Here is a 25,046-nt window from a genome sequence, read left to right on the forward strand (position 1 = left end):
GAGAAGGAAACGGGAATTAAGCGCGGGCGAGAATATCCGCAAGCTGTTCTTCAGATTGTGCCGCTAATAATTCTGAAAGATTCTCTTCTTCACACAACAGCTCGCTTAGCGCCTGAATGGCATCGATATGTGAAGTTGAATCCGCAGCGGATAATCCGATTAATAATTTAACCGGTTCATTATCTTCACCAAACCCAACATGTTGTTTAAGTAAAGTGAGCGATAATCCTGTTTTCAGCGCACCACATTCTGGCCGGGCATGTGGCATTGCCACACCGGGAGCCAGAATATAATACGGGCCATTATTCAACGTAGACTCTTTTATCTCCTGAACGTATTTTTCATTAACATAGCGGTGTTTTAATAACGACTCCATCGAAAAGTCGATGGCCTGTTGCCACGACTCTGCCGAGTTCCTGATCGATATCGATGACGCAGGGAAATAATCGATTAATCGCATAACGGATCCTCACATTTTATTTTCGGGGATGGCCAGTTTTAAAAATCTGGCTGATGAAAACAAAATACGCGCGGCGAGAGATGAATGCAATCGAGGGGATTTAAGCGAGCTTTTAGCCGACTGGATAAACCGAGCAGTACAAATCAATAAGTTGCAACGAATAATAAAAATAGCAAGCCTGTAAATGTGATTCACATTGCAGATCCAGAAAAATCACAAAATCAATAATTGCAATGCAGATCACACTTAAGGCATTGCCAGACGAAATTTAATTCATTCCAAAATAAAAAGGGCCGCCTGTGCGACCCTTTTTCCTCTTCCATTGCTGGCAGCAGAAGAGATTTTACAGCAGTTCTTTCGCCTTCGCGACAACGTTCGCCACGGTGAAGCCGAACTCTTCGAACAGCAGCTCTGCCGGAGCAGACTCACCGAAGGTGGTCATACCGACGATAGCGCCGTTCAGGCCGACATATTTGAACCAGTAATCCGCGATACCCGCTTCGATAGCCACACGCGCAGAGACGGTTTTCGGCAGTACGGATTCACGGTAGGCCGCATCCTGTTTGTCGAATGCGTCGGTAGACGGCATGGAAACCACACGCGCTTTAACGCCTTCAGCAGAGAGCTGCTCCCACGCTGCAACAGCCAGTTCAACTTCAGAACCGGTTGCGATGAAGATAACCTGCGGCTGACCGTCGCAATCTTTCAGAACGTATGCACCACGTGCCACGTCTGCCAGCTGCTGAGCGGTACGATCCTGTTGCGCCAGGTTCTGACGAGAAAGGATCAGCGCGGTTGGGCCATCGTGACGCTCAACGGCGTATTTCCACGCCACTGCGGATTCAACCTGGTCACATGGACGCCATGTACTCATGTTCGGCGTCACGCGCAGGGATGCCAGCTGTTCTACAGGCTGGTGAGTCGGGCCATCTTCGCCCAGACCGATAGAGTCGTGGGTGTAGACCATCACCTGGCGCTGTTTCATCAGCGCAGCCATACGTACGGCGTTACGTGCGTATTCAACGAACATCAGGAAGGTAGAGGTGTACGGCAGGAAACCGCCGTGCAGCGCGATACCGTTGGCAATCGCAGTCATACCGAATTCACGCACACCGTAATGGATGTAGTTACCCGCGGTGTCTTCGTTGATCGCTTTAGAACCAGACCAGATAGTCAGGTTGGACGGCGCCAGGTCAGCAGAACCGCCGAGGAATTCTGGCAGCCATGGACCAAACGCTTCGATAGCGTTCTGAGAGGCTTTGCGGCTCGCGATTTTCGCAGGATTTGCCTGAAGATTCTCGATGAAAGCCTGAGCTTTTGCATCGAAATCGGCTGGCATTTCGTTCTTCATGCGACGGGTGAATTCTTTAGCTTCCTCTGGGAAGGCTTTAGCGTAAGCAGCGAACTTCTCGTTCCAGGTGGCTTCTTTAGCCTGGCCTGCTTCTTTCGCATCCCACTGAGCATAGATTTCAGACGGGATTTCGAATGGCGCATATTTCCAGCCCAGCTGCTCGCGCGTCGCGGCAACTTCAGCTTCGCCTAGCGGAGCACCGTGGGAATCGTGCGTACCGGCTTTGTTCGGAGAACCGAAACCGATGATAGTTTTGCACATCAGCAGAGACGGTTTGTCCGTCACTTTGCGCGCTTCTTCTACTGCACGCTTGATAGCGTCTGCGTCGTGACCGTCAACGCCAGTAACAACGTGCCAGCCGTAGGCTTCGAAACGCTGTGCGGTGTTGTCAGTGAACCAGCCTTCAACGTGACCGTCGATGGAGATGCCGTTGTCGTCGTAGAACGCAACCAGTTTACCCAGCTTCAGCGTACCCGCCAGGGAGCACACTTCGTGGGAGATACCTTCCATCATGCAGCCATCACCCATGAATGCATAGGTGAAGTGGTCGACGATGTCGTGACCTGGACGGTTGAACTGCGCGGCCATGGTTTTTTCCGCGATAGCCATACCGACTGCGTTGGCAATGCCCTGACCCAGCGGGCCGGTGGTGGTTTCTACACCGGCGGTGTAGCCCACTTCCGGGTGGCCTGGGGTTTTGGAGTGCAGCTGACGGAAGTTCTGAAGTTCAGACATCGGCAGATCGTAACCTGTGAGGTGCAGCAGGCTATAAATCAGCATAGAGCCGTGACCGTTAGACAGCACGAAGCGGTCACGATCGGCCCAGGATGGATTCTGTGGATTGTGGTTCAGGAAATCACGCCACAGGACTTCGGCAATGTCAGCCATACCCATAGGGGCACCCGGGTGGCCGGATTTGGCTTTCTGTACTGCGTCCATGCTCAGCGCACGAATAGCATTAGCAAGCTCTTTACGTGAGGACATTTTGACTCCAATCGGACTAATGAAGGCAATGCCAAAACGGCTTGACGACAGCGCGTTTTAGGCTACGCCGGAAAAAAGTGTGAACAATGTAACCCAAGCCGCAAGTCATGTACATGGAGCATCCGCGCGGTGCCTGGGAAATCTCTGGATTGTGCCTACAGGTTGCGCAATCTCCTCACTCCCTTGTCATTATTTTCTTTATACTTTGGCTAATTTCCGTTTCTTTGAATAACGGAATATTTCAGATAATAGCGATAACTGACGACCCTTAATTACGGAAAATTAATGATGAAATTGCACTCTCTGGTAGTGGCCCTTGGCTTAGCGAGCGTTCTGACCGGGTGTCAGAACATGGATTCAAACGGACTCATGAGTTCAGGCGCCGAAGCCTTCCAGGCGTATACGCTGAGCGACGAGCAGGTAAAAACGTTAAGCGACCAGGCATGTAAAGAGATGGACAGCAAAGCCACTCTCGCCCCTGCTGGCAGCGATTACGCCAAACGCCTGAACACCATCGCCACGGCGCTGGGCGATAACATCAATGGTCAGCCGGTGAACTATAAGGTTTACGTCACCAAAGACGTCAACGCCTTTGCGATGGCCAATGGCTGCATCCGCGTCTACACCGGGCTAATGGACATGATGACCGATAACGAAGTGGAAGCGGTGATTGGTCACGAAATGGGTCACGTCGCGCTCGGCCACGTGAAGAAAGGGATGCAAGTTGCGCTCAGCACCAACGCGTTGCGCGTGGCGGCAGCGTCTGCAGGCGGTATGATTGGTAGTCTGTCGCAGTCACAGCTTGGCGATTTGGGTGAAAAACTGGTGAACGCGCAGTTCTCCCAGCGTCAGGAATCTGAAGCGGATGATTACTCTTACGATCTGCTGCGTAAACGCGGGATCAACCCATCGGGTCTGGCGACCAGCTTTGAAAAACTGGCGAAACTGGAAGCGGGACGTCAAAGCTCGATGCTCGACGATCACCCGGCCTCCGAAGAGCGCGCGCAGCATATTCGCGATCGTATGAAGGCGGATGGGATTAAGTAAGCGTGAATCCCCTCTCTGTATCGCAGAAAGGGGAATCGCGTGACTCAGTAAAGCGTTTTCTGCGGCGGACCGGCAAAACGAAGTGCGCCAATCTTCCCCATTCTGACTTCCACCACCGACGGCCCAGGCATCGCCAGTGCTTCGGTCATCACTGCCTGGAAATCTTCCGCCCGCTCGATGTTCCACGCCTGCAGACCCATGGCCTGAGCCAGCAGAGTGAAATCTGGCGTATGCAGTTCATTGTAATACTGACGGCCGCCAAAATACTTATCCTGAATACCGCGCATCACGCCATAGCCACCATCATTCATGATAAGCAGCGTCAGATTGGCTTTTTCCTGTGCCAGCGTCGCCATTTCCCCGAGATTCAGGCTCAATCCACCATCACCGACTAACGCAACAATCTTCCGCTGCGGGTTAGCTATCGCCGTACCGATAGCCATCGGCAGGCCCATACCAATCGCCCCGGCCAGCGAATGGATGTTCATCAGCGGACCATGGGCGCGAAACAGACGACTGCCCCACAGGCTGCCCGAGACCGTAATATCGCGGACCAGAATGCCATCATCGGGAAGCGCCTGCGCGATAGCATCGTTCAGTTGCGCATAAGCACCACACTGTTCACGCAACCCGTGTTCCGCAAGCATGAGCGCCTCTTTTATTTGCGCATCCCAGTGGGCATTACCCCATTCGCGCCCCTGGACTTTTTCCGCCAGCGCGCCCAGCAACGCAGCACAGTCGACAATCAGTGTGTTGTCCATCAGGTAGTTGCGGCTGGCCGCCGCCGGGTCGATGTCAATCTGCACCCGCGGAGAGGGCAACTCCAGCGTCCAGGAACGGGTTTCATTGCTACGCAGGCGTGATCCTGCCACCAGGGTAAAATCACATTGCGCCATCAACGCCTCAACGGATGGCGAATTGTGGAAGGCTCGCAGGCTGGCACGATGGCTGTCCGGCAGTACGCCACGTCCGTGAGTGCTGGAAATCACCGTCACCCCGGCATCCGCCAGCTTTTTCACCGCCGCTGCACTGTCAATCGCCCCACCGCCCAGCCACAGCAGCGGTTGTTTTGCCAGCCTGAGCTGTGTCCATAGGGTATCGACCATCGTCTGATCCACAGATGCAACCGCTGTATTTTTCAGCGGAGCCGTCACCAGTGAAAGCGGGATCTTCGTCCCCTGAATATCAATCGGGATCTCGACCGACACCGGCCCACACGGCGGCGTCTGCGCATCCTGAATCGCCTTATGCAAAATCGCTATTGCCTGGTTGGCATTGCTGATGCGATAAGCCCGTTTCGAACTGGCTTTCAGGAAAGTCAGTTGATCGCGGGTCTCGTGAATAAAGCCGGTGTCCGCATCCAGCCAAGTTTTCTCCACCTGGCCGGTCAGGTGCAACAGCGGCGTGCAGGCGTTCATCGCCTCGACCAGTGCGCCGACCGCATTGCCTGCCCCTGCGCCGGTACTGGTCAGCGCCACACCAAGACCGGAAAAACGGCCATGGGCGTCGGCCATCGTGACCGAACCTGCTTCTCCGCGCGCCGGGACAAAGCGGATATTGCCGCGCTGACCAATCGCATCGGCAATGGGCAGATTATGAATGGAGATGACGCCGTAAATAGCCTCAACATTGTACTGCTCCAGCGTTCTGGCGATGGCGTCGCCGACGGTTATCATTTCACTCATTGCTCACCCTTCTCTCAGTCACACCAGTGGTTGACGTTATTACCCGTCGCCAGATAAATACTCTTTTGTTGCATCCAGGCCTTCAGCCCCTGGATGCCTTTTTCGCGGCCAAGACCGCTCTCTTTAAAGCCGCCAAACGGGGTCGAAATGGAGAACACTTTGTAGGTGTTGATCCACACCGTACCGGCTTCCAGCCTATCGCTTAAGCGCAGTGCACGTCCGCTATCCCGTGTCCAGATGCCCGCGGCCAGGCCGTAAACAGAATCATTGGCGTCGCGGATCAGTTGCTCCTCATCGCGAAAGGTGATCGCCACCAACACCGGACCGAAGATCTCTTCCTGACAGGCGCGCGCGCCGTTCGTCAGTCCTTCGATGATGGTGGGCTGGAAATAACTGCCTGCTGCCAGCGCGGGATCTGCGGGGATCTCGCCGCCGCACAACACCCGCCCACCTTCACGTTTTGCCAGCTCGACGTATTCCAGCACGCTGTCACGATGCTTTTCATTGATCAGCGGCCCGATGTGAGTGCCGTCGTCAAACGGGTGACCTATCCGTAAACCACGCGCCAGCTCCAGCAGACGCGTCATCAGCTGGGGGTGGACGTTTTCATGCACAAACAGCCGTGAACCGGCGATACACGCCTGGCCACCTGAGCTAAAAATGCCATAGCAAATGCCCCGCGCCGCCTGCTCAATATCGGCATCTTCCAGCACGATGGTCGGTGATTTCCCCCCCAACTCCAGCGAGGCCGGAATGAGTTTTTCCGCTGCCACGTGCGCCAGCCGACGTCCGGTGCTGGTGCCGCCGGTAAACGAGATTTTGCGCACCAGAGGATGACGAGCCAGCGCGTCGCCAATCACCGACCCTTTCCCCGGCAGCACACTCAACAGCCCGGCGGGTAAACCGGCTTGTTCGAAGATCCGCGCCAGCTCCAGTGCCATCAGCGGCGTCGCTTCCGCCGGTTTAAGGATCACCGCGTTACCGGCGGCGATCGCCGGTGCCACTTTTTGCATCTCGCTGGCGATCGGCGAGTTCCAGGGGGTGATCGCTGCCACGACGCCCAGCGGTTCGTAGCGACTCAGCGTCAGCAGATCCGCCTGACGCGGGGTGGGCAGCTCCCCTTCCAGCAGTTCGCAGGCGGCCGCAAAATAACGGGCGCATCCCGCGGCGCTCATCACCAGCCCGCGCGTTTCCGCCAGTGGTTTACCGTTGTCCCGACTTTGCAACTGCGCCAGTTCATCGATACGGGATTCGATAATATCCGCCACCTTATGCAGGATTTTCGCCCGTAGGTGAGGCAGCATGTTGCGCCAGGCGGGTTCGCGCCAGGCGCGCTCCGCCGCCGTAATCGCCTCCTGCAGATCGTCGAGACTCGCCGCATGTAGTGTGGCATTCACCGAACCATCAGCCGGAAAGTGGCTGTGCATCAGGTTGCCGCCCCCGTGACGCCAGTGGCCGCCGATAAAAATCGTTACTTCATCCATCGCAGCCTCTCAGCGTTGTGCCAGTTCACGGCAGGCGCGTACTGCGCTCAGCGCCGCCAGGGTGGAGGTTTTTGGGTTGCTGGCCAGCGGTAAGCCGCTCAGCTCCAGGTGGAATTCACCGAATCCCCCTTCGACATGGAGTGTGTGCGTGTTGCGTTGAGTCGCCGGGTCGACCATCAGCTGTACGCGGGTGTCGTCCATACCGACGCCGCCCAACGCTACCGTCGCCGCAACGTTGGCATTTGCCGGGAACAGTCGTGCCGCTTCACGGGCGCTGCCTTCAAAAAAGATTGTCGCTTCGCTGACCGTATTGAGGTTGATCAGCATTTCAGCGTAGCTACCGCGCCAGCTGGCAGGGCTTTTACGCGACTGGTAAGTCACCCGTTCGAGACCGCCCTCTTTCGCCGCTTCCAGCCCGTCGATACCGGCCACCGCCCCTGACAGCAGCGTCAACCTGCCACCTGCCTGCTGTAGGCGCTGTTCCAGTGCGCTATCGGCCAATGCTCCCGTGGAGACAACCGCCAGATGCCAGCCGCGCGCGAGAATGGCTTCAGCATAGTGCGCAACCGCTTGCTGGCTGGCGCACTCAAGGACCAAATCCGGGTTTTCCGTGCAGGTTTGCGGATCATCAAGCACCTTCACCGCATCACCGAAGCGGGTGCGGATCGTCGCATGATGCGCTTCACGCGCAACAATCCAGCCTAATGCCACCTGCGCCGGCAACCGCTCAATCACCGCCTGCGCCATGGCACCGTAGCCAATCAGCATGATTTTTTTCATCTCCCCTCCTTACAGGTGACGGCAAAAACCGCCGGAGACATCCAGGGCCGCGCCGGTGGTAAACGACGCCAGCGGCGAAGCGAGGAACAGCAGCGCCTGTGCAGGCTCCTGCGGCTTACCGAGACGCGCCATCGGGATCCCGCGTTTCCAGGCAATATCCGCCGTCCACTCGGGCCAGGTCTGATTCTTGTCCGCGCGGTTTTCAAAACGTCGCTGCCACTGCCCGGACTCCACCATCCCCAACAGAATGGAGTTAACACGAATGCCTTTCCCCACCAGATCTTTGGACAGCGTCAGCGTCATATTAAGCAGCGCCGCACGGGCGGCGGAGGTGGCAATCATGTGCTCTTCCGGCTGCAGCGCCAGCAGCGAATTGACGCAGGTAATGGAGGCAATATCCGATTGCTCCAGCTGCGGCTGGAAGGCCTTCACCGGGTTAATCACGCCAAACAGCTTCAGCTCCGCTTCGTGCAGCCACGCTTCGCGCGGAGTGTCGGCAAAATGCGCCACGTAGCCCTGCCCGGCGTTATTGATCAGCATGTCCGTACCGCCAAAACGGGTTGCCACCGCAGCGGCAAAGTCCTGTACCTCTTCTTCTTTCAGCACGTCGCAGCGATAAGAAAAGATATCCGCGCCGGGATACTCGTTTTGCAGTGCCGCTTGAGCGCTAGCCAGTCGGTCAGCGTTGCGGCCGCAGAAGGCGACTTTCGCCCCTTCACCCAGCAGCAGACGCAGCGTTTCAAAGCCGATCCCTGACGATCCTCCGGTGACTACCGCTACACGTCCTTCAATTTGTGCATTCATCGCGCACCTCTTCCCCTACCCGTAAAAGCTGTTGATTAAAAAAAGTTTCGTTATCGAGATAGCTGGCATGTCCCGCACGCGGGATCGGGGTGTATGGCATGCCATAACGCAGCGCCAGACCATGAACCCGTTCTGGCTGAGTAATTGCGTCCTGTTCGCCGCACCACAGCTCAAACCGGCCACGATAATCGCCCAGCCAGCGGTGAATATCGTCGTGCGCCAGCATCCATGCCGCAGCCAGATAGCCCTCGCGATGTAGCCTGCGCATGCCAGCGGCGACAGTAGCGATGTCCGCCTCGTGCGCACACGGATGCAGCAGCCTCGCCGCCCGGGTTTGCGCCAGCACGTCCGTTCCCTGCGCCATCTGCTGCTGACGGTCCTGCCAGACTTTTTCCCGCTGTTCCGGCTCCGCCTGGCCGTAGCCCTGAGCGGCATCGGCTAAAATCAGGTGCAGCACACGCTGGGGATACTTTGCCGCAAAGGCGCTGGCAACCAGCGCGCCAAGGGAGTGTCCCACCAGCACCGCTTGCTGAACGCCTGCGCGGTCCAGCATCATCGCCAGTGCATCGGCATACTCGCCCGCATCAGCATGCTTACCCGGTAGCATCGGGCTTTCGCCATAACCGGGCATATCCCAGGCCAGCACACGGAAACCGGCCAGCCCCATCTGTTTATGCCAGGAGGCTGCACCGGAGCTGATACCGTGGAGCAACATCAGCGGTGTGCCATGCCCTTGTTCACGAAAACCCGTCATACCGCCTCCTTAATGACGTTTTACTTTCGACAGAGGATGATCTTCCGGATAGGTTGGGATATTCGGCTTTCTGGTGCCCAGCATCACGCACATCAGCGCTTCCTCTTCACCGTGATTAAACAACCCACGATAGACGCCCGCCGGTACAGAAATCAGGTCACGCTCACGCAGCACGGTTTCGGTATAGCGGTCACCGTCCTGAATCATCAGCGTTATCTGCCCTTTGAGCATGAAAAACACTTCTTCCACGTCATCATGCAGGTGCAGCGGCCCCTCGCATTTCGATGGCAGCACCATGGTGGAGAAAGTGAAATTATCTGCGGCGACGGTATTGGTGTCGCTGGCAACGCCAGTAGCACCGGTACCGATATAACGCATCTGGGCGCGACGATATTTAGGGTCAAAATCGGCCTGGAATTTCAGCGCATTCCAGTCATATTTACGTCCTTCAAAGCGCGCGATACGCGACTCCACCCACTCTTCCATCGTCAGATGCTCTGGTTTGATACCCTGTTTTGCAGTTACGGTTGAATCAGTCATCGTTTTATCCTCAGTAACGTCTCAGCAGCGGCAGTAACAGGACGCAGCCCACAGCCGCCATCACCGCCAGAAAAATCATCCCGGAATCCATGCTGTGGGTGAAGGCGATAAGCGCCCCCATCACCGCTGGCGACAGAGCGCCTGCAAAGTTTCCCAGCCCGTTGAAAATACCTCCCGCGGTGGCGCTGACCCGGGGATGAGTCGCCTTCGCCAGCAGCGCAAAGATGTTGGGTGCACCTGTGCCCCACATGAAGGTGCTAAAGCTCATCGCCGTAATGATCGTCAGCGGCGTACTCAAGTGCATCACGGCGACCAGACCCACGGCGGCCCCGGCCAACGAAATAAAGCAGGCGGCGGCACGTTTATCGACACGGTCAGAGAGCCAGGCGCCAATCACTTCGCCCACCAGCATGGCAATAAACGGCATTGACGACAGCCATCCGGCATGTTCCAGATGGATACCTTTGCCTTTGATCAGATAGCCAGGCAGCCAGCCGTTGATGCCCCACAGATAGGTCAGGAAGGCGATATTAAAAATGCAGATGAGCCAGAAATGGGGGCTCACAAACAGCTCGCGACGCGCGGCACGCCGCGCTTCCTGCGACACCTTCGCTCCGGCTGTTTTGTTCTCCAGTTGGATCCCGCGCAGCCCGATACGCACCAAAAACAGCACCGGAAGCGTCAGCATTGCCATCACAAAGAAGGTGCTCTGCCAGCCAAAGGTGTTGAGTAGCCATATCGACAGCGGAAACCCAATGGCTGCACCGACTGGCGTACCAAGTAGCCACAACATGGTCGCGCGCGCCTGTAGCCGCTGCGGAAAGGTATGGCGGACAACCGCGAACGCCAGCGGGAACAGCGGCCCTTCGGCGATGCCGAGCAAAATGCGCAGGGTGACCATCGCCGTGTAGTTATGCGTGAAGCCCATCATCACCATTAAGAGGCACCACACCACCATCATCCCGGTGAGCAGGCGCAGCGGGGCGATACGATCACCTAATCCGCTCAGCAATACCGACGAAAAACCGTAGCTCAGCAAGAACGCACTCATCAGAATGCCGAGCCGCGTGGTGTCAAAATCAATGCCCATCGCCTGCTGGAAATGGCTGTCGGAAAACAGTGCGGCAATGCTTATCTTGTCAAAAAACGCCAGCAGTACGCAGGCCAGCAATGACAACGGAATTGCCCAGCGGACCGCTTTTTCAGGCGTACGGACGCCCTCACCGCTTGCCTCGATCGGCGCGGCGTTTGTCTCTAATGTGGTCATCTCTCCCCCTTAAGGGTGCGCGAGTGTTATCGCAATGACATCAGCGAAAAGGTCAGGTCATCGAGCGGTACGGCAGACAGATCCCGTCCTGCCGCCATCCAGCGCTTCGCCAGTTTGACGGTCCGTGGGTCGTTAAACGCCACCAGTTGACTGAGGCGACCGTCAGCGTCTATCGAGAAAAATAGCGACCCTTTGGGATCCTCACGCACCACCGTCCGGCTGCCTGGTTGTGGGATCCCGAGGATCTGAATATTGTGCGCATATTGATCCGACCACAGCCACGGCGCTTCGTCATATCCCGCAGCCTGCGGATCCAGCATCGCTTTAGCCGTCGCGATTGCCTGGTTCTGGGCGAATGCCCACGACTGAATACACAGGCCATACTGGTGATGCTGAGCCACATCCCCCGCCGCGAAAATAGCTGGATCGGTGGTCTGGCCTTGCGCATTAACGACGATCCCGCGCTCAACGGTCAGCCCCGCCTCATGCGCCAGCTCAAGATTGAGATCAACGCCAATCCCTACCACCACCGCATCAAAAGTTTCACGCTGGCCGTCACAGTGGATAACCGGCAGACCATCACGCTCTTCCAGCTCAAGCGCGCCACAGCCACTGCGAATCTCAACGCCCTGTGCACGATGGACGCGTGCCAGTTCTTGCGACACGTCGCCGCTCACCGAGCGCATACACAGCGCCGGTTGCTGTTCAAATACGGTGACGTCCACGCCGCTCTTTCGCGCTGATGCGGCAATTTCAAGACCAATCCAGCCGCCGCCAACAATCCCCAGCCGCGAGAGGGTTGTCAGCCGCTGTTTCAGACGCTGCGCATCCTGCCAGTGGCGCAGCGTGTAAACCTGCGGGTGTTTCGCCCATCCGTCGCCAGGCAAACGAGCCCGACCGCCGGTGGCAATCAGCAGCTTGTCGTAGCCGAGCCGCTCGCCATTACTCAGCCGTATGGTTTTTTCTTCACGATCAATGGATTCAGCGCGCAGAGGGCGATACCAGTTAAGGTTTAACGCTTGCTGGGCCTCCTCGCTAAACAACCGTGGCAGCGCCGCTTCAACCTCCAGCAATGTCGCCTTTGACAGTGGAGGACGCTCATAGAAATCCCACGGCTCTTCAGCAATGACGCAAATTTCACCGTCGTAACCTTCGTCACGCAGCGTTTTCGCCGCCCAGCCGCCCGCCTGACCACCGCCGATAATCACTATCCGCGCCGTCATACCGCCTCCGGTTTTTTCTGCTGACGACGGGTATCGTGGTCGATGCCGCCTTCCACCGCCCATTCGGTAAAGGAGACCAGCGAATGTTCCAGCTCGCGCGGCTGCCAGTTCTCGGTCAGGAAATCATCGTTGGTGTAGTACTCAAATGCGCCGCCAGTCGGGCTGTTGACGTACCAGAAATAGGCGGAAGAGACCGGATGGCGACCCGGACCGATAAAGGTGCTCCAGGCGTTTTTGTTCATCGCAATACCGCCGCCAATCACTTCATGGATATCGCGCACGGTGAAGGCAACGTGATTAAGACCCCGCTTGCGGTTGGGTAACTGTAATAAAAAGAGGTTATGGTGACCGCCGCGCACACCACAGCGCAGGAATACCGCCCGGTTGATATAGCGATCTGAAACCTGGAAACCGAGCACTTCACGGTAGAACGTTTCAACCGCTGCCAGCTCTTCGACGAAAAACACCACATGACCGACGTTGATAGGCTGCGCACGATCATAAACCGGACTTGGCGTATCAATTCGACGCACATCGCCCCACTGGTTAATCGGCTCGACGTTAAGCTCCACTGCGGTTTGTTGGCTAACCTGCACCCGCAGCGTCATACCGTTCGGATCCTGACACTCCAGCGCGCCGTCTACCTCACGAAAAGCCGGCTGTTGTGCCAACTTAGGTCGCAGCGCATCCAGTGCCGCCTGGTCCGCTACGCCCCAGGTCATACGGCGTAATGTGTTGCCTGCTTCAAAGGCCGGCGGCAAGTCCGGGCTCTGAGTCGGGTTCAGCTCCACCCGCGCACCGCTTAGGGTCGTAAAGCGCTGGCCGCTGGCATCGCCCGCCAGGCCAAAATCACGCATAAATTTGGCGCAATGGCTCAGATCGTCGACACCAAATTCCAGCTTTTCAATTCCGGTTACACTCATTGTTCGTAGCCTCTTTACTGTTCTGTCACCCAGATTTGGGCGTAAAACATGCCCGACGCAATCAAGCGCCTGCCATTAACGTATTGATTTAACTGGCTTGTGACAGATAACCTAAAAAGCCAGAAATTTTGTCCGCCGCGATGCTGACGTCGTTTTGCAGCCGTTCCCTGTCGGTTTGCGGGATCTCATCCGATGGCACGAGAATGCTCACTACCGCCGCCACTCGACCGCTGCGATCGTAGACCGGGTAGACAATGGAGGAGATGCCATGACGGTAGAAGGATTCACCAATCACATAGCCGCGCGCTTTATCCTGCTGCACCATCTGCCACAGCGTTTCACGGTCATGGAGTTGTCCCGGCGTGTTGCCTGGCAGTTGCTCATCAGGAAACAGCACTTCAAATTCGCTGCGTGAGACATCGGTCAGCAGCATGCGACCCAGCGACGTACAGTGAACCGGCAGACGCGTGCCAATACTGACCTGATTGATGCGTGAACCGGCGGCGCTGACGCGGGCGATGTAGATAATGTCCCGTCCATCTCGGATCGCCAGATGGCTGCTGCACTGACTGGTATCTCGCAGTTGCTCAATCACCGGCTGGCCGACCTGCGCCACATCCAGCGACGCAATGTACTCAAAACCAAGACGCAGCACGTTCATCCCAAGCGAGAAGGTGTTGGTGCGTGAATTACGCTCCAGAAACCCCATATACTCCAGCGTCTGCACCACGCGATAGGCGGTCGCTTTCGGCATATCGACCAGCCGGTGCAGCTCGGCAAAGGTCAGATCGCGATGTTGTTCGCCAAATGCCAGAAGCAGCTGTAGTCCTCGCTCCAGCCCCGGCACCAGGTATTTCACTTCCTGATCGTTTGCCATACCGCCTCGCTTTTTTAGTTGAAAACAAATCCGCCGTTGACCGGAATCAGCTGCCCGGTGATAAACCGCGACAGATCGCTTAACAGCCACACCACACTGCCAGTAACATCTTCCGGCTGCTGAGCGCCGCTTAATGCACGACCATTTTCGTACAGCTGATGACGCTCGGCGGGAACATATTCCGTCGCCTCAACGCGGGTCAGACCAGGGGCTATAGCATTGATACGGATACGCTTTTCGCCAAGCTCACGGGCCATTGAGCGGGTCATGGCGATCACTGCCCCTTTGCTGGCGACATAGGCCATCAGCCGTGGTGCGCCCCACAATGCGGTATCGGAGGCGACGTTCACGATGCCTGCGCCTTCACGCAACAATGGCACCGCCGCCCGGGTCACCAGCCAGGTGCCCTTGACGTTAACAGACATCACCCGATCCCACAGGCTCGGATCGTAATCGATCATATCTTTGCCGCCGACGCCAGTAGCCATCGCGGCGTTATTCACCAGACCATCGATCTTCCCCTGCTCGCCGATCGCACGAAAAGCCTCGGTGATGGAGTGCGCATCAGCCAGATCGATAAACTGCGATTCGATGCGATAACCCTGCTCGCGCAGACGATGGGCGCTTTCCGCCAGCTCGCCCTGCAGAATGTCGCACATCACCACCTCAGCCCCCTGCTCTGCACAGGCTTTGGCAAAATGAAAGCCCAGGCCGCGCGCCGCACCAGTGACCACCAGACGCTTACCGTTTAACAGCCCGTTCATCAGGCGGCTCCCTGCTGTTCTTCGCGCGCAGCCAATTGCTCTTTAGCCGCTTTTTGCATCATACGGCGCAGGCGGGAAAGGCCCACATCGTGCTGATACAAGTATTCGTGATCGCGGGCATTGGGCGCGAGGCTTTCCAGCACTACGCGGTCCTGCTCCAGCACTTCCCAGTGCAGTTTTTCCAGGCGGTTGCGGTACATAAAGCGCCATAAATCACGCTGCCAGCCCTGCACACCGCGAATACGCCAGAAAAAGACCCGGCAGTTGTCGTTATCTTCTGGCACCACCATGCCGACAATCCAGAAGTGCCCACCAGGCCCAAAGCGCTTTTTGTACGGAATAGACAGCCGCATCCAGTAAGCGCCGCTGTTACCCAGCTCTACCCAGTCGAAGTTCACGCCACTTTGGCCTTTCTTCTCGAAGATAAAACCGGTTTTCGTCGGCTGGAGTACCATCTCCGCTTTACGCTCTCCTTCTGCCATCGAGTGCGAAGAGGAGTGCAGGTAAGTGCCATGCATGGGATCCATGACGTTTTCCAGCGCGTACTGATAGTTGCACTTCCAGGCGGCGGTGCAGAGGAAATTACTGTATTTATCGCTGTCAGCCAGCTCTTGCGGGAAGGTGAGATCTTCCGGCGGCTGATCGGCCGTGACGCCAAACCACAGGAAGATAGCCCCATGCGCTTCCTGAACACTGTAGCTGCGTACGCACTGCTGGCCCACCAGCGGACATTTGTCCACCGCCGGAACATCTTTCACTTCGCCGTTTCCGGCCACTTCCACGCCGTGATACCAGCAGGCGATACGGTCGCCCAGGTTCCAGCCCATCGACAGGCGAGCACCGCGGTGCGGGCAGCGGTCTTCCAGCGCCTGCAGCTGACCGTCTTTATTACGCCACACCACAATTTGTTCGCCGAGACGGGTAATGCCGACCGGTGCGGATTGCACTTCCCAGCTTGCCAGAACCGGATACCACAGACCGCGTAACCCTTTATCAAGATAGTTTTGTACCGTTGTCGTCATCGCTGTGTCCTCAGTAACCGTTTACCTGCAAAAACGCCTGAAAGCTGGCTTCGCTCCAGGGCTCGCCTTGCTGATCGTGCATCTTCAGCGCATTCAGCCCTTCTACCAGTTGCGCCAGGCTCTCCGCTCCCTGTTCAAACAGCGTTTCGAGGGTGGCGATAAGGTGCAGCTCCCAGTTTTCCGGGACGCGGCTACGGGTCTGCCAGATAAGATTGTGATAGTCGCCGGGCTTATGAATATTGCCATTCCCGCCTTCAGCGGGCGGCGTAAACTGGCGGCTTTCCGGCAGCGCCGGGTTGAAGTTCAGGGTTTCGCTCATGCCACGCTCTCCTCGATAAAAGTAATCTGGATCTGATTGTCGAATACCCGAACCGGGTAACGATTGAGGTTACGACCGCCCGGACCATGCAGACACTGGCCGGTTTTCACATCGAATACCGCTTCATGCAGCGGACATTCGACCTTGCCGTCTTCCACAAAACCTTGGCTTAACAGCGCATAGGCATGGGGACATACGTCTTCCAGCGCGTAATACTCCCCCTCAATCAGATAAATGCCGATTTCTTTACCGTCGATGTTGCCGCTATAAGGGAAATCTTCCTGTACCTGCTCTGCGTCACATACGCCTATCCAGCTCATCACGATCCTCCAGGCTCTGTTTCATATATGAAACTCTGTTTCTTATTTAATACGGTCAATATAAAAGCGTTCACTCTTTCGTCAAGCGGCAATGTGAAGGATTTGTTAATCGATCGCTATTTAATGAGCTAACTGTGCAACCGATCACGAAAAAGGACGAAAAGAAGAAGTCGTGATATTCAAAGCGCGGCATGAGAATAAATTAATCTGGCCATTTAATTTTCGAAAATGACTATTGACTTCTTTTCCAGATCGTTATTAAAAATGATAAAGGCCATGCTACATAACGTTTCACCAGTGAAACCAATATTTAATTTATTGTTTTAAAACAATGAGTTTCACTGGTGAACCATTTTACCTGCGTGACTATCACCGCTATTTAAAAATAACAATTTTGATTGTTAGATGACCGGGAGAAAAGAATAAAGATGACCACAAAATGGCAGGGGACAATAGCATTGCTGTTGTTAATTATTATTTCTTATATCGATCGGGTAAATATTTCAGTAATGATACTGAATCCAGACTTCGCCGCCCATTTCCAGTTAAATGAAAACAGAATGTTACAGGGAATGCTGATGACCTGTTTTCTTCTGGGTTATGGTTTTTCGGCATTACTCTTAACACCGTTCATAGAAAGTCAGTGGAATTACCGACAGGGATTGTTAGCCAGCATCGCTATCTGGGCGGTAGTCTGCGCGATTTCACCGTTGTTGGGTTCGCTGATGGGGATGCTGGTCGCCCGCATTATTCTGGGTATCGCGGAAGGTCCGCTGTTTTCACTTAAAACGCGTTTTATCAGCGATAACTTTGCTGCTGAACAGATTGGCAAACCCAATGCCGTCACCGCATTGGGCGTCTCTTTGGGGCTGGCCGTCGGGTTTCCGCTGGTCACTTTTTTAGTCGCCCACCAGGGATGGATGGGATCGTTTTACAGTTTGGCGGTACTGAACCTGGTGCTCGGAGGTGGACTGATTTGGCGCTTCCTGCCCGCCCCCGTCGCTGTGCCGAAAAACAGTAACCCTGGTTTTCAGCAGACCTTGCTCCTGGCCTGGCATACCCCTCTCCTCGGCTGGATCCTGTTGGTTGAAATTGCCACCCTCAGCTATCTGTGGGGCAGCAGTGCCTGGCTTCCGGCCTGGCTGCGCGATGAACACCACTTTTCCTTGCAGGCCACCGGCTTCCTGGCGGCGATCCCTTTTCTGCTCAGCCTGGGCTCTAAATTTCTTGGCGGTGTCTTGCTCGATAAGATGCGCCCGGAACAGGCACCACTGCTGTTTATCATCGGTGGAGTCCTGACGGCCTGTTCAGTACTGGCGCTGATGCTCAGTCAGCAACCGGCGCTGCTGGCGCTGTTTATGCTGTCAGCCAATATTTTCTGGGGGTTACAGGGGGCCGCGATACCGGCAGTGGTGCAGCATCATGCGCCGCGACAAGCCGTAGGCAGCGCTTATGGGATAATCAATGGAATAGGCAATATCTGTGCGGCGTTTATTCCGCTTCTGATGGGCATGGTGATGAAATCGGCGGGATCGGTCAGTTCCGGATTTTCGGTGCTGGTAGCATCGCAGATGGTGACTCTGGTTGCCGGCAGCATGCTGCTGCTGCGCATGCGTCGCGCAGCAGCGGCAAGTGCCTGAGACTTACTCGCCTTTCTTCGCCGCCTGGATGTAAAGCATCTCCAGCGCCAGTGTCGCCGCGGCCAGGGCGGTGATCTCTGACTGATCGTAAGCCGGAGCGACTTCCACCACGTCCATACCCACGATGTTCAGGTCTTTCAGACCACGCACCAGTTTGATCGCGCGATCGGACGTCAGGCCGCCGATTACCGGCGTACCGGTGCCCGGCGCAAACGCAGGATCCAGACAGTCGATATCAAAGGTCAGGTACACCGGCATATCACCGACTACCTTTTTCACCTGCTCAAGAATATCGTCAACGCCACGGTCGTTCACCTGCGCAGCATCCAATACGGTAAAGCCGTTATCTTTGTCGAACTCGGTACGAATACCAATCTGCACCGAGTGATTTGGGTCGATCAGACCTTCTTTCGGCGCGGTGAAGAACATGGTGCCGTGGTCAAATTCGCAGCCGTTCGCGTAGGTATCGGTGTGCGCATCGAAATGCACCAGCGCCATTTTACCGAAGTGTTTTGCGTGCGCGCGCAGCAGTGGCAGCGTCACGAAGTGGTCGCCGCCGAAGGACAGCATGCGTTTGCCATTTGCCAGCAGGCGTTCTGCGTGGGCCTGCAACTTCTCGCTCATTTCACGGGCATCGCCGAACGCGTAAACCAGGTCTCCGCAGTCCACGACGTTCAGACGTTCGCGCATGTCGAAGTTCCACGGGAAGCGGTTGTGCTCCCACGCCAGGTTGGTAGACACCTGACGGATAGCCGCTGGACCATGACGCCCGCCCGCACGGCCAGAAGTCGCCGCATCAAACGGCACACCGGTAATAACCCAGTCGGCGTCGCTATCGTAAGGCTGGAAGTTCAGCGGCAAACGCAGAAAACCAAAGGCGTTAGATACCAGAGAGTTGTCGTACTGATGACCCAAAGTGCTCATGGAAATGACCTCTTTAACCGTCGTGTATGAAAAAAAGATGAAAAAAATCCCCTCCGCGTCGTTAGGCCCGACGAGGAAGGGATCTATTCGTGTTACTGCTTAATAGTGCGAATTATCGTCAAAATTTTGACCGGGTCAAGTGCCCTGTTTTATTCGTCTTCCAGATACGTGTAGCCATACAAACCGGCTTCAAACTCTTCAAGGAACTGCTGCTGCAGCGCGTCGTCAAGATCGGTCTGTTTTACCTGGTCACGGAACTGGGTCAGCAGTTTTTTCGGGTCTAGCTGCACGTATTCCAGCATGTCTGCCACGGTGTCACCTTCATCGGAAAGCTCCACTTCCACGCTGCCATCAGGGAAGACAAACACGTCCACCGCTTCGGTATCGCCGAACAGGTTATGCATGTTGCCCAGAATTTCCTGGTAGGCACCGACCATAAAGAAGCCCAGCATCGGCGGGTTCTCCGGATCGTATTCCGGCATTGGCATGGTGGTGGCAATCCCGTCGCCGTCGATGTAATGATCGATAGCACCGTCAGAGTCACAGGTAATATCCAGCAGCACAGCACGGCGTTCCGGTACTTGATCCAGCCCTTCCAGCGGCAAGACCGGGAACAGCTGATCGATACCCCACGCATCCGGCATAGACTGGAACAGCGAGAAGTTGACGTAAATCTTATCCGCCATACGTTCCTGCAGCTCGTCAATGATCGGACGGTGCGCACGGTTGCTCGGGTCGAGCTGTTTCTGCACTTCGTGACACATGCTCAGATAAAGCTGCTCTGCCCAGGCGCGTTCCTGCAAATTAAAGGTGCCGGAAGAGTAACCAATGTGAATATCATGCAGATCCATCTGGCTATCATGCAGCCATTCGCGCAGCGAACGACGCCCGCCCGGTTCACGCATTTCCTGCCAGGTTTCCCACATGCTTTGCAGCGCGCGCTGTGCATCTTCAGCCGGGGCTACTGGCGTGGTGTATTCGTTGCGCTCAACGCCGATGATGTTCGACACCAGCACCGTGTGGTGAGCGGTCACGGCACGGCCGGACTCGGTAATCACCGTTGGATGTGGCAGACCGTTCTCTTCGCAGGCATCACCGATAGCCCAGATAATGTTGTTCGCGTACTCATTAAGGCCATAGTTGACCGAGCAGTCAGACTGCGAACGGGTTCCTTCGTAGTCCACGCCCAAACCGCCGCCGACGTCGAAGCACTGAATGTTCACGCCGAGCTTATGCAGCTCGACGTAGAAACGGGAAGATTCACGTACGCCGGTGGCGATATCGCGAATGTTCGCCATCTGCGAACCGAGGTGGAAGTGCAGCAACTGGAGGCTGTCCAGACGACCGCATTCACGCAGGGTTTCTACCAGCTGCAACACCTGAGTTGCCGCCAGGCCGAATTTGGATTTTTCGCCGCCGGAAGACTGCCATTTACCGGAACCCTGAGAAGCCAGACGTGCACGCACGCCGAGGCGCGGAGTCACATTCAGACGCTCAGCTTCTTCGAGAACCAGCGCAATCTCAGACATCTTCTCGATAACCAGATAGACCTTGTGGCCCATCTTCTCGCCGATCAGCGCCAGACGAATATATTCGCGGTCTTTATAACCATTACAGACGATAACGCTGCGGGTCATACCGGCGTGCGCCAGAACCGCCATCAGTTCTGCTTTGGAGCCGGCTTCCAGACCCAGTGGTTCGCCTGAATGGATCAGGGACTCAATCACGCGGCGATGCTGGTTTACCTTGATCGGGTAAACGAGGAAGTAGTCACCCTTATAGCCGTAGGATTCACGCGCACGCTTGAACGCGGCGTTAATCGAACGCAGGCGATGTTGCAGGATCTGCGGGAAACAGAATAATGCAGGCAGTCGCTGTCCTTGCGCTTCGCGAGCTTTAACAAGCTTAGCGAGATCTACGCGGGCGTCTGGCACATCAGGATCGGGACAAACGCTGATATGGCCCAGTTCGTTCACGTCGTAGTAATTATTGCCCCACCAGGCAATGTTGTAAGTCCGCAGCATCTTGCTGGCTTCCTGAGAGCTCATTGCCACCTCCTGCATGGAACGTAGTACACCCTGCTCGCCGGCTGACGAAGGGGAAGAAAAAGACATGTCGTCAGACATAGCGAACCTCAAATGTTGTCGAAAGTGTAAAACAGTTGACTACTATCGCAATGTTATAAAGCGATAACAACCCATAAACAGCCGTCTGTTCCAGCAGAGTATGCTGAACGTCCGCCTGCGCGACCGGTTTCATGTTCATATAATTGTAAAACATAGGCCCGGGGTTTGTAGGACCGCCGGAGAAACCACGAGAAAACCCCTTACGATCAGGAGCGCCCAAGTCCCATTATCACAGCGCCTTGCCGGCCCTGGAGTCCTGAGATGTGCCCGAATGGGAATAACTTCGGCAGGTATTTATCGAAGAGAAAAAGGTTGCGGGGTATAAACGCACGCCTGAATGGCATGACTGAGTCTGCAAAAAACGCTGGTTCATTATGTCGTATCACCTCCACGCCAACCTTTCGGGGCCAGCGACAAGCCAAAGCCAAAAATTACACTGCTTAACCCGGCTGGAAGTGGCGACACGACGGATTTCGTCGTGCGCTTTTTAGGAGAGCCGCGCGCGGCGTTTTATACCGAGAACCGGGGTAAAAAGCAAAATAAAAATGCGCATTCTTCCACCGCTGTCAGGAAAAATTTCCAGCACAAAAGCGACTCAGGTGAGACCTATCTCAAAAAAAACTGGAAATCGGGCGAATATCTGACCTAAAATAGCCATCCAGATGTTAATCCATCTATACTGATTAACACCCAGACTGTTAGTAGGTTTACCTGCAGCCTTTGGTCGAAACGTCTATCAAAGTCTTTTTCTACAACAGTTTGCGCTAACCAAATTCTTTCCAGGTGAAATAAAACATGGCAAAACACCTCTTTACGTCCGAGTCCGTATCTGAAGGGCATCCAGACAAAATTGCTGACCAAATCTCTGATGCCGTACTGGATGCGATCCTCGAGCAGGATCCTAAAGCACGCGTTGCTTGCGAAACTTACGTTAAAACCGGCATGGTTATGGTCGGTGGTGAAATCACCACCAGCGCGTGGGTTGATATCGAAGAGATCACCCGTAATACGGTGCGCGAAATTGGCTATGTGCATTCCGATATGGGCTTTGATGCCAATTCTTGCGCGGTACTGAGCGCAATTGGTAAGCAGTCTCCGGATATCAACCAGGGCGTTGACCGTGCTGACCCGCTTGAGCAAGGTGCTGGCGACCAGGGCCTGATGTTTGGCTACGCCACCAACGAAACCGACGTGCTGATGCCAGCGCCAATCACCTACGCACACCGTCTGGTGCAGCGTCAGGCTGAAGTGCGTAAAAATGGCACCCTGCCGTGGCTGCGCCCGGATGCAAAAAGCCAGGTGACCTTCCAGTATGACGACGGCAAAATCGTCGGCATCGATGCGGTGGTTCTGTCTACTCAGCACGCTGAAGATATCGATCAGAAATCCCTGCAGGAAGCAGTGATGGAAGAAATCATCAAGCCGGTTCTGCCGACCGAGTGGCTGAACAGCGCAACCAAATTCTTCATCAACCCAACCGGACGCTTCGTTATCGGCGGCCCAATGGGTGACTGTGGTCTGACCGGTCGTAAGATAATCGTAGATACCTACGGCGGCATGGCTCGTCACGGTGGTGGCGCGTTCTCCGGTAAAGATCCGTCTAAAGTGGACCGTTCTGCAGCGTACGCGGCACGTTACGTAGCGAAAAACATCGTTGCTGCAGGCCTCGCTGACCGTTGTGAAATTCAGGTGTCCTACGCTATCGGCGTTGCAGAGCCGACTTCCATCATGGTCGAAACCTTCGGCACTGAAAAAGTACCGACTGAGCAGCTGACCCTACTGGTACGCGAGTTCTTCGACCTGCGTCCATACGGCCTGATTCAGATGCTGGACCTGCTGCACCCAATCTACAAAGAAACCGCGGCATACGGTCACTTTGGTCGCGAACATTTCCCTTGGGAAAAAACCGACAAAGCCGATGTGCTGCGTGAAGCTGCCGGTCTGAAATAAAACCGTTGCTTTTCCTCGTCAAAGGCCAGCCTCGTGCTGGCCTTTTGTCTTTTTTCCTGCACAAAACTCCGTCCCTCTTCTCTCGCTCTGCCTATACTAAAAAACTTCGACTTCATTTTAATGAAAGCGATTACATTTGGATTCATTGCTTATTTTTAAGATTATTCGCTTTGCATGATGAAAGATTGCCTGTCGTTACATTATATTTCAGGAAAGTCTGAAACCTGTATTTTTATCTCCTCAATACAATATTTATCCTACTGATTTATAATCATTTATTTAACTTACATAACATGACACTTGTGTAACCGATTACACCAATGTGATTTATCTCACATCTTTTCATGCCCTCCTACCCTAACCTTTATATTGATGAGATTAATAATCCAACTGGAGGGCATAATGCCTGACAATAAAAAACAGGGATATTCCAACAAGGCGATAACGTTCTTCGTCTGTTTTCTCGCAGCCCTGGCGGGGTTACTGTTCGGCCTTGATATCGGTGTGATTGCCGGCGCGCTGCCGTTTATCGCCCATGATTTCCAGATTGACTCACACACTCAGGAATGGGTCGTCAGCTCGATGATGTTCGGTGCCGCCGTCGGGGCCGTCGGCAGCGGCTGGCTCTCCTATCGTCTTGGGCGTAAAAAGAGCCTAATGATTGGTGCGGTTCTGTTCGTGCTCGGGTCGCTGTGCTCCGCTGCTGCGCCGAACGTAGAAATACTGTTGATGTCACGCGTGCTGCTCGGCCTCGCCGTCGGCGTAGCGTCCTACACCGCGCCGCTCTACCTGTCTGAAATCGCGCCCGAGAAAATTCGCGGCAGCATGATTTCGATGTATCAGCTGATGATTACCATCGGTATTCTCGCAGCCTATCTGTCCGATACGGCGTTCAGTTATAGCGGCGCATGGCGCTGGATGCTCGGCGTTATCATTATCCCAGCCGTCCTGCTGCTGATTGGCGTGTTCTTCCTGCCGGACAGCCCACGCTGGTACGCCGCTAAACGTCGCTTTAACGATGCCGAACGCGTCCTGCAACGCTTGCGTGATACCAGCGCCGAAGCGAAACAGGAGCTGGAAGAGATCCGCGAAAGCCTGAAGATCAAACAGTCCGGCTGGGCGCTGTTTAAAGAGAACAGCAACTTCCGTCGCGCGGTATTCCTTGGCGTGCTGCTGCAGGTCATGCAGCAGTTCACCGGAATGAACGTCATCATGTACTACGCGCCAAAAATCTTCGAACTGGCGGGCTACACCAACACGACCGAGCAGATGTGGGGTACGGTTATCGTCGGTCTGACCAACGTGCTGGCGACCTTTATTGCTATCGGTCTGGTGGACAGATGGGGCCGTAAACCGACACTGGTACTGGGCTTCCTGGTGATGGCGGTCGGTATGGGCGTGCTGGGTACCATGATGCACAACGGCATCCATACCCCGAGCGCGCAGTACTTTGCGGTTGCGATGCTGCTGATGTTTATCGTTGGTTTCGCCATGAGTGCCGGTCCGCTGATTTGGGTTCTGTGCTCGGAAATCCAGCCGCTGAAAGGACGTGATTTTGGTATCACCTGCTCTACTGCGACCAACTGGATTGCCAACATGATTGTCGGTGCAACCTTCCTGACTATGCTGAACTCGCTCGGCAACGCCAACACCTTCTGGGTATACGGCGGGCTGAACCTCTTCTTCATCGTCCTGACCCTGTGGCTGGTTCCAGAAACCAAACACGTGTCGCTGGAGCACATCGAACGCAACCTGATGAAAGGCCGTCGTCTGCGCGAGATTGGTGCGCATAACTAAGTTCC

Annotated in this window: 24 protein-coding genes; 4 read left to right on the forward strand and 20 right to left on the reverse strand. The window is 55.4% G+C overall.

Annotated elements, in window-relative coordinates; genetic code table 11:
- Positions 1–16: 16 nt before the first annotated feature.
- Positions 17–460, reverse strand: a complete 444-nt coding sequence (cmtB, locus tag MUU51_RS08070) for a PTS mannitol transporter subunit IIA (RefSeq protein ID WP_258967558.1) — start codon at positions 458–460, stop codon at positions 17–19.
- Between the two features lie 343 nt (positions 461–803).
- Positions 804–2,795 (reverse strand): transketolase, encoded by a 1,992-nt coding sequence (gene tkt / locus MUU51_RS08075; protein WP_258967559.1) that lies wholly within the window; start codon positions 2,793–2,795, stop codon positions 804–806.
- 288 nt (positions 2,796–3,083) lie between these two features.
- On the opposite strand from tkt, the gene loiP reads away from it, so the two are divergent.
- The gene (gene loiP, locus MUU51_RS08080) at positions 3,084–3,842 is read left to right on the forward strand and encodes a metalloprotease LoiP (RefSeq protein WP_159774053.1); all 759 of its coding nucleotides are present in this window, start codon (positions 3,084–3,086) and stop codon (positions 3,840–3,842) included.
- A 44-nt stretch (positions 3,843–3,886) separates the two neighbouring features.
- Here loiP and MUU51_RS08085 read toward each other — a convergent pair whose 3' ends face one another.
- The 14 genes from MUU51_RS08085 to MUU51_RS08150 form a co-directional block, all read right to left on the reverse strand.
- Positions 3,887–5,527 (reverse strand): thiamine pyrophosphate-binding protein, encoded by a 1,641-nt coding sequence (locus MUU51_RS08085; RefSeq protein WP_258967560.1) that lies wholly within the window; start codon positions 5,525–5,527, stop codon positions 3,887–3,889.
- Positions 5,528–5,541: 14 nt separating this feature from the next.
- Positions 5,542–7,011, reverse strand: coding sequence for an aldehyde dehydrogenase (locus MUU51_RS08090; RefSeq protein WP_159773939.1), 1,470 nt, complete (start codon positions 7,009–7,011; stop codon positions 5,542–5,544).
- 9 nt (positions 7,012–7,020) lie between these two features.
- Positions 7,021–7,791 (reverse strand): aspartate dehydrogenase, encoded by a 771-nt coding sequence (locus tag MUU51_RS08095; RefSeq protein ID WP_159773941.1) that lies wholly within the window; start codon positions 7,789–7,791, stop codon positions 7,021–7,023.
- 9 nt (positions 7,792–7,800) lie between these two features.
- Positions 7,801–8,595, reverse strand: a complete 795-nt coding sequence (locus MUU51_RS08100; RefSeq protein ID WP_258967561.1) for an SDR family oxidoreductase — start codon at positions 8,593–8,595, stop codon at positions 7,801–7,803.
- On the reverse strand, positions 8,579–9,349 hold the full coding sequence (locus MUU51_RS08105; protein ID WP_159773945.1) for an alpha/beta fold hydrolase: 771 nt from the start codon (positions 9,347–9,349) through the stop codon (positions 8,579–8,581). Before MUU51_RS08105 ends, MUU51_RS08100 begins: the two co-directional genes overlap by 17 nt.
- A gap of 9 nt (positions 9,350–9,358) precedes the next feature.
- Entirely contained in the window at positions 9,359–9,889 is a 531-nt protein-coding gene (locus MUU51_RS08110; protein ID WP_159773947.1) for a cupin domain-containing protein, read from the reverse strand.
- Between the two features lie 10 nt (positions 9,890–9,899).
- A complete protein-coding gene (locus MUU51_RS08115; RefSeq protein WP_159773949.1) occupies positions 9,900–11,156 on the reverse strand; it encodes an MFS transporter in 1,257 nt (418 codons plus the stop codon).
- A gap of 26 nt (positions 11,157–11,182) precedes the next feature.
- Positions 11,183–12,379, reverse strand: coding sequence for an NAD(P)/FAD-dependent oxidoreductase (locus tag MUU51_RS08120; protein ID WP_159773951.1), 1,197 nt, complete (start codon positions 12,377–12,379; stop codon positions 11,183–11,185).
- Positions 12,376–13,302 carry a VOC family protein gene (locus tag MUU51_RS08125; protein WP_159773953.1) on the reverse strand — a complete coding sequence of 309 codons (927 nt, stop codon included), beginning with the start codon at positions 13,300–13,302 and terminating at the stop codon, positions 12,376–12,378. The genes MUU51_RS08120 and MUU51_RS08125 overlap by 4 nt, the downstream gene beginning before the upstream one ends.
- A gap of 88 nt (positions 13,303–13,390) precedes the next feature.
- On the reverse strand, positions 13,391–14,179 hold the full coding sequence (locus MUU51_RS08130) for an IclR family transcriptional regulator (protein ID WP_159773955.1): 789 nt from the start codon (positions 14,177–14,179) through the stop codon (positions 13,391–13,393).
- 14 nt (positions 14,180–14,193) lie between these two features.
- Positions 14,194–14,943, reverse strand: coding sequence for an SDR family oxidoreductase (locus tag MUU51_RS08135; RefSeq protein ID WP_159773957.1), 750 nt, complete (start codon positions 14,941–14,943; stop codon positions 14,194–14,196).
- A complete protein-coding gene (locus MUU51_RS08140) occupies positions 14,943–15,965 on the reverse strand; it encodes a Rieske 2Fe-2S domain-containing protein (protein ID WP_258967562.1) in 1,023 nt (340 codons plus the stop codon). The genes MUU51_RS08135 and MUU51_RS08140 overlap by 1 nt, the downstream gene beginning before the upstream one ends.
- Before the next feature lie 10 nt (positions 15,966–15,975).
- On the reverse strand, positions 15,976–16,284 hold the full coding sequence (locus MUU51_RS08145) for a recombinase-like helix-turn-helix domain-containing protein (RefSeq protein ID WP_159773961.1): 309 nt from the start codon (positions 16,282–16,284) through the stop codon (positions 15,976–15,978).
- Positions 16,281–16,604 carry a Rieske (2Fe-2S) protein gene (locus tag MUU51_RS08150; protein ID WP_159773963.1) on the reverse strand — a complete coding sequence of 108 codons (324 nt, stop codon included), beginning with the start codon at positions 16,602–16,604 and terminating at the stop codon, positions 16,281–16,283. The genes MUU51_RS08145 and MUU51_RS08150 overlap by 4 nt, the downstream gene beginning before the upstream one ends.
- 428 nt (positions 16,605–17,032) lie before the next feature.
- Between MUU51_RS08150 and MUU51_RS08155 the strand changes: the two genes are divergently transcribed.
- On the forward strand, positions 17,033–18,244 hold the full coding sequence (locus MUU51_RS08155; RefSeq protein ID WP_159773965.1) for an MFS transporter: 1,212 nt from the start codon (positions 17,033–17,035) through the stop codon (positions 18,242–18,244).
- A 3-nt stretch (positions 18,245–18,247) separates the two neighbouring features.
- On the opposite strand, the gene speB is transcribed toward MUU51_RS08155, so the two are convergent.
- From speB to yqgG, 4 genes are all read right to left on the reverse strand, one after another.
- Positions 18,248–19,168, reverse strand: a complete 921-nt coding sequence (gene speB, locus MUU51_RS08160; RefSeq protein ID WP_159773967.1) for an agmatinase — start codon at positions 19,166–19,168, stop codon at positions 18,248–18,250.
- A 149-nt stretch (positions 19,169–19,317) separates the two neighbouring features.
- Entirely contained in the window at positions 19,318–21,294 is a 1,977-nt protein-coding gene (gene speA, locus MUU51_RS08165) for a biosynthetic arginine decarboxylase (protein WP_159773969.1), read from the reverse strand.
- Positions 21,287–21,433 (reverse strand): acid stress response protein YqgB, encoded by a 147-nt coding sequence (yqgB, locus tag MUU51_RS08170; protein ID WP_159758637.1) that lies wholly within the window; start codon positions 21,431–21,433, stop codon positions 21,287–21,289. The genes speA and yqgB overlap by 8 nt, the downstream gene beginning before the upstream one ends.
- Before the next feature lie 90 nt (positions 21,434–21,523).
- Positions 21,524–21,667, reverse strand: coding sequence for a small protein YqgG (yqgG, locus tag MUU51_RS22245; protein ID WP_445326597.1), 144 nt, complete (start codon positions 21,665–21,667; stop codon positions 21,524–21,526).
- 422 nt (positions 21,668–22,089) lie between these two features.
- Between yqgG and metK the strand changes: the two genes are divergently transcribed.
- A complete protein-coding gene (gene metK, locus MUU51_RS08175; RefSeq protein ID WP_159773971.1) occupies positions 22,090–23,244 on the forward strand; it encodes a methionine adenosyltransferase in 1,155 nt (384 codons plus the stop codon).
- 402 nt (positions 23,245–23,646) lie between these two features.
- Positions 23,647–25,041, forward strand: coding sequence for a sugar porter family MFS transporter (locus MUU51_RS08180; protein ID WP_159773973.1), 1,395 nt, complete (start codon positions 23,647–23,649; stop codon positions 25,039–25,041).
- Positions 25,042–25,046 lie beyond the last annotated feature (5 nt).

The sequence above is a fragment of the Scandinavium manionii genome, from assembly GCF_024764775.1.
GTDB classification, from domain to species: Bacteria; Pseudomonadota; Gammaproteobacteria; order Enterobacterales; family Enterobacteriaceae; genus Scandinavium; species Scandinavium manionii.

What these genes read in the sequence shown, in the direction of transcription:
- loiP (WP_159774053.1), top strand. Translation starts at nt 3,084, where the DNA reads ATGAAATTGCACTCTCTGGTAGTGGCCCTTGGCTTAGCGAGCGTTCTG.
- MUU51_RS08140 (WP_258967562.1), bottom strand. Translation starts at nt 15,965, where the DNA reads ATGACGACAACGGTACAAAACTATCTTGATAAAGGGTTACGCGGTCTG.
- yqgB (WP_159758637.1), bottom strand. Translation starts at nt 21,433, where the DNA reads ATGAACATGAAACCGGTCGCGCAGGCGGACGTTCAGCATACTCTGCTG.
- MUU51_RS08155 (WP_159773965.1), top strand. Translation starts at nt 17,033, where the DNA reads ATGACCACAAAATGGCAGGGGACAATAGCATTGCTGTTGTTAATTATT.
- MUU51_RS08125 (WP_159773953.1), bottom strand. Translation starts at nt 13,302, where the DNA reads ATGAGTGTAACCGGAATTGAAAAGCTGGAATTTGGTGTCGACGATCTG.
- MUU51_RS08180 (WP_159773973.1), top strand. Translation starts at nt 23,647, where the DNA reads ATGCCTGACAATAAAAAACAGGGATATTCCAACAAGGCGATAACGTTC.
- MUU51_RS08105 (WP_159773945.1), bottom strand. Translation starts at nt 9,349, where the DNA reads ATGACGGGTTTTCGTGAACAAGGGCATGGCACACCGCTGATGTTGCTC.
- MUU51_RS08110 (WP_159773947.1), bottom strand. Translation starts at nt 9,889, where the DNA reads ATGACTGATTCAACCGTAACTGCAAAACAGGGTATCAAACCAGAGCAT.
- MUU51_RS08135 (WP_159773957.1), bottom strand. Translation starts at nt 14,943, where the DNA reads ATGAACGGGCTGTTAAACGGTAAGCGTCTGGTGGTCACTGGTGCGGCG.
- speA (WP_159773969.1), bottom strand. Translation starts at nt 21,294, where the DNA reads ATGTCTGACGACATGTCTTTTTCTTCCCCTTCGTCAGCCGGCGAGCAG.
- MUU51_RS08130 (WP_159773955.1), bottom strand. Translation starts at nt 14,179, where the DNA reads ATGGCAAACGATCAGGAAGTGAAATACCTGGTGCCGGGGCTGGAGCGA.
- MUU51_RS08085 (WP_258967560.1), bottom strand. Translation starts at nt 5,527, where the DNA reads ATGAGTGAAATGATAACCGTCGGCGACGCCATCGCCAGAACGCTGGAG.
- MUU51_RS08150 (WP_159773963.1), bottom strand. Translation starts at nt 16,604, where the DNA reads ATGAGCTGGATAGGCGTATGTGACGCAGAGCAGGTACAGGAAGATTTC.
- MUU51_RS08100 (WP_258967561.1), bottom strand. Translation starts at nt 8,595, where the DNA reads ATGAATGCACAAATTGAAGGACGTGTAGCGGTAGTCACCGGAGGATCG.
- metK (WP_159773971.1), top strand. Translation starts at nt 22,090, where the DNA reads ATGGCAAAACACCTCTTTACGTCCGAGTCCGTATCTGAAGGGCATCCA.
- cmtB (WP_258967558.1), bottom strand. Translation starts at nt 460, where the DNA reads ATGCGATTAATCGATTATTTCCCTGCGTCATCGATATCGATCAGGAAC.
- MUU51_RS08095 (WP_159773941.1), bottom strand. Translation starts at nt 7,791, where the DNA reads ATGAAAAAAATCATGCTGATTGGCTACGGTGCCATGGCGCAGGCGGTG.
- MUU51_RS08090 (WP_159773939.1), bottom strand. Translation starts at nt 7,011, where the DNA reads ATGGATGAAGTAACGATTTTTATCGGCGGCCACTGGCGTCACGGGGGC.
- MUU51_RS08145 (WP_159773961.1), bottom strand. Translation starts at nt 16,284, where the DNA reads ATGAGCGAAACCCTGAACTTCAACCCGGCGCTGCCGGAAAGCCGCCAG.
- MUU51_RS08115 (WP_159773949.1), bottom strand. Translation starts at nt 11,156, where the DNA reads ATGACCACATTAGAGACAAACGCCGCGCCGATCGAGGCAAGCGGTGAG.
- yqgG (WP_445326597.1), bottom strand. Translation starts at nt 21,667, where the DNA reads ATGAACCAGCGTTTTTTGCAGACTCAGTCATGCCATTCAGGCGTGCGT.
- tkt (WP_258967559.1), bottom strand. Translation starts at nt 2,795, where the DNA reads ATGTCCTCACGTAAAGAGCTTGCTAATGCTATTCGTGCGCTGAGCATG.
- MUU51_RS08120 (WP_159773951.1), bottom strand. Translation starts at nt 12,379, where the DNA reads ATGACGGCGCGGATAGTGATTATCGGCGGTGGTCAGGCGGGCGGCTGG.
- speB (WP_159773967.1), bottom strand. Translation starts at nt 19,168, where the DNA reads ATGAGCACTTTGGGTCATCAGTACGACAACTCTCTGGTATCTAACGCC.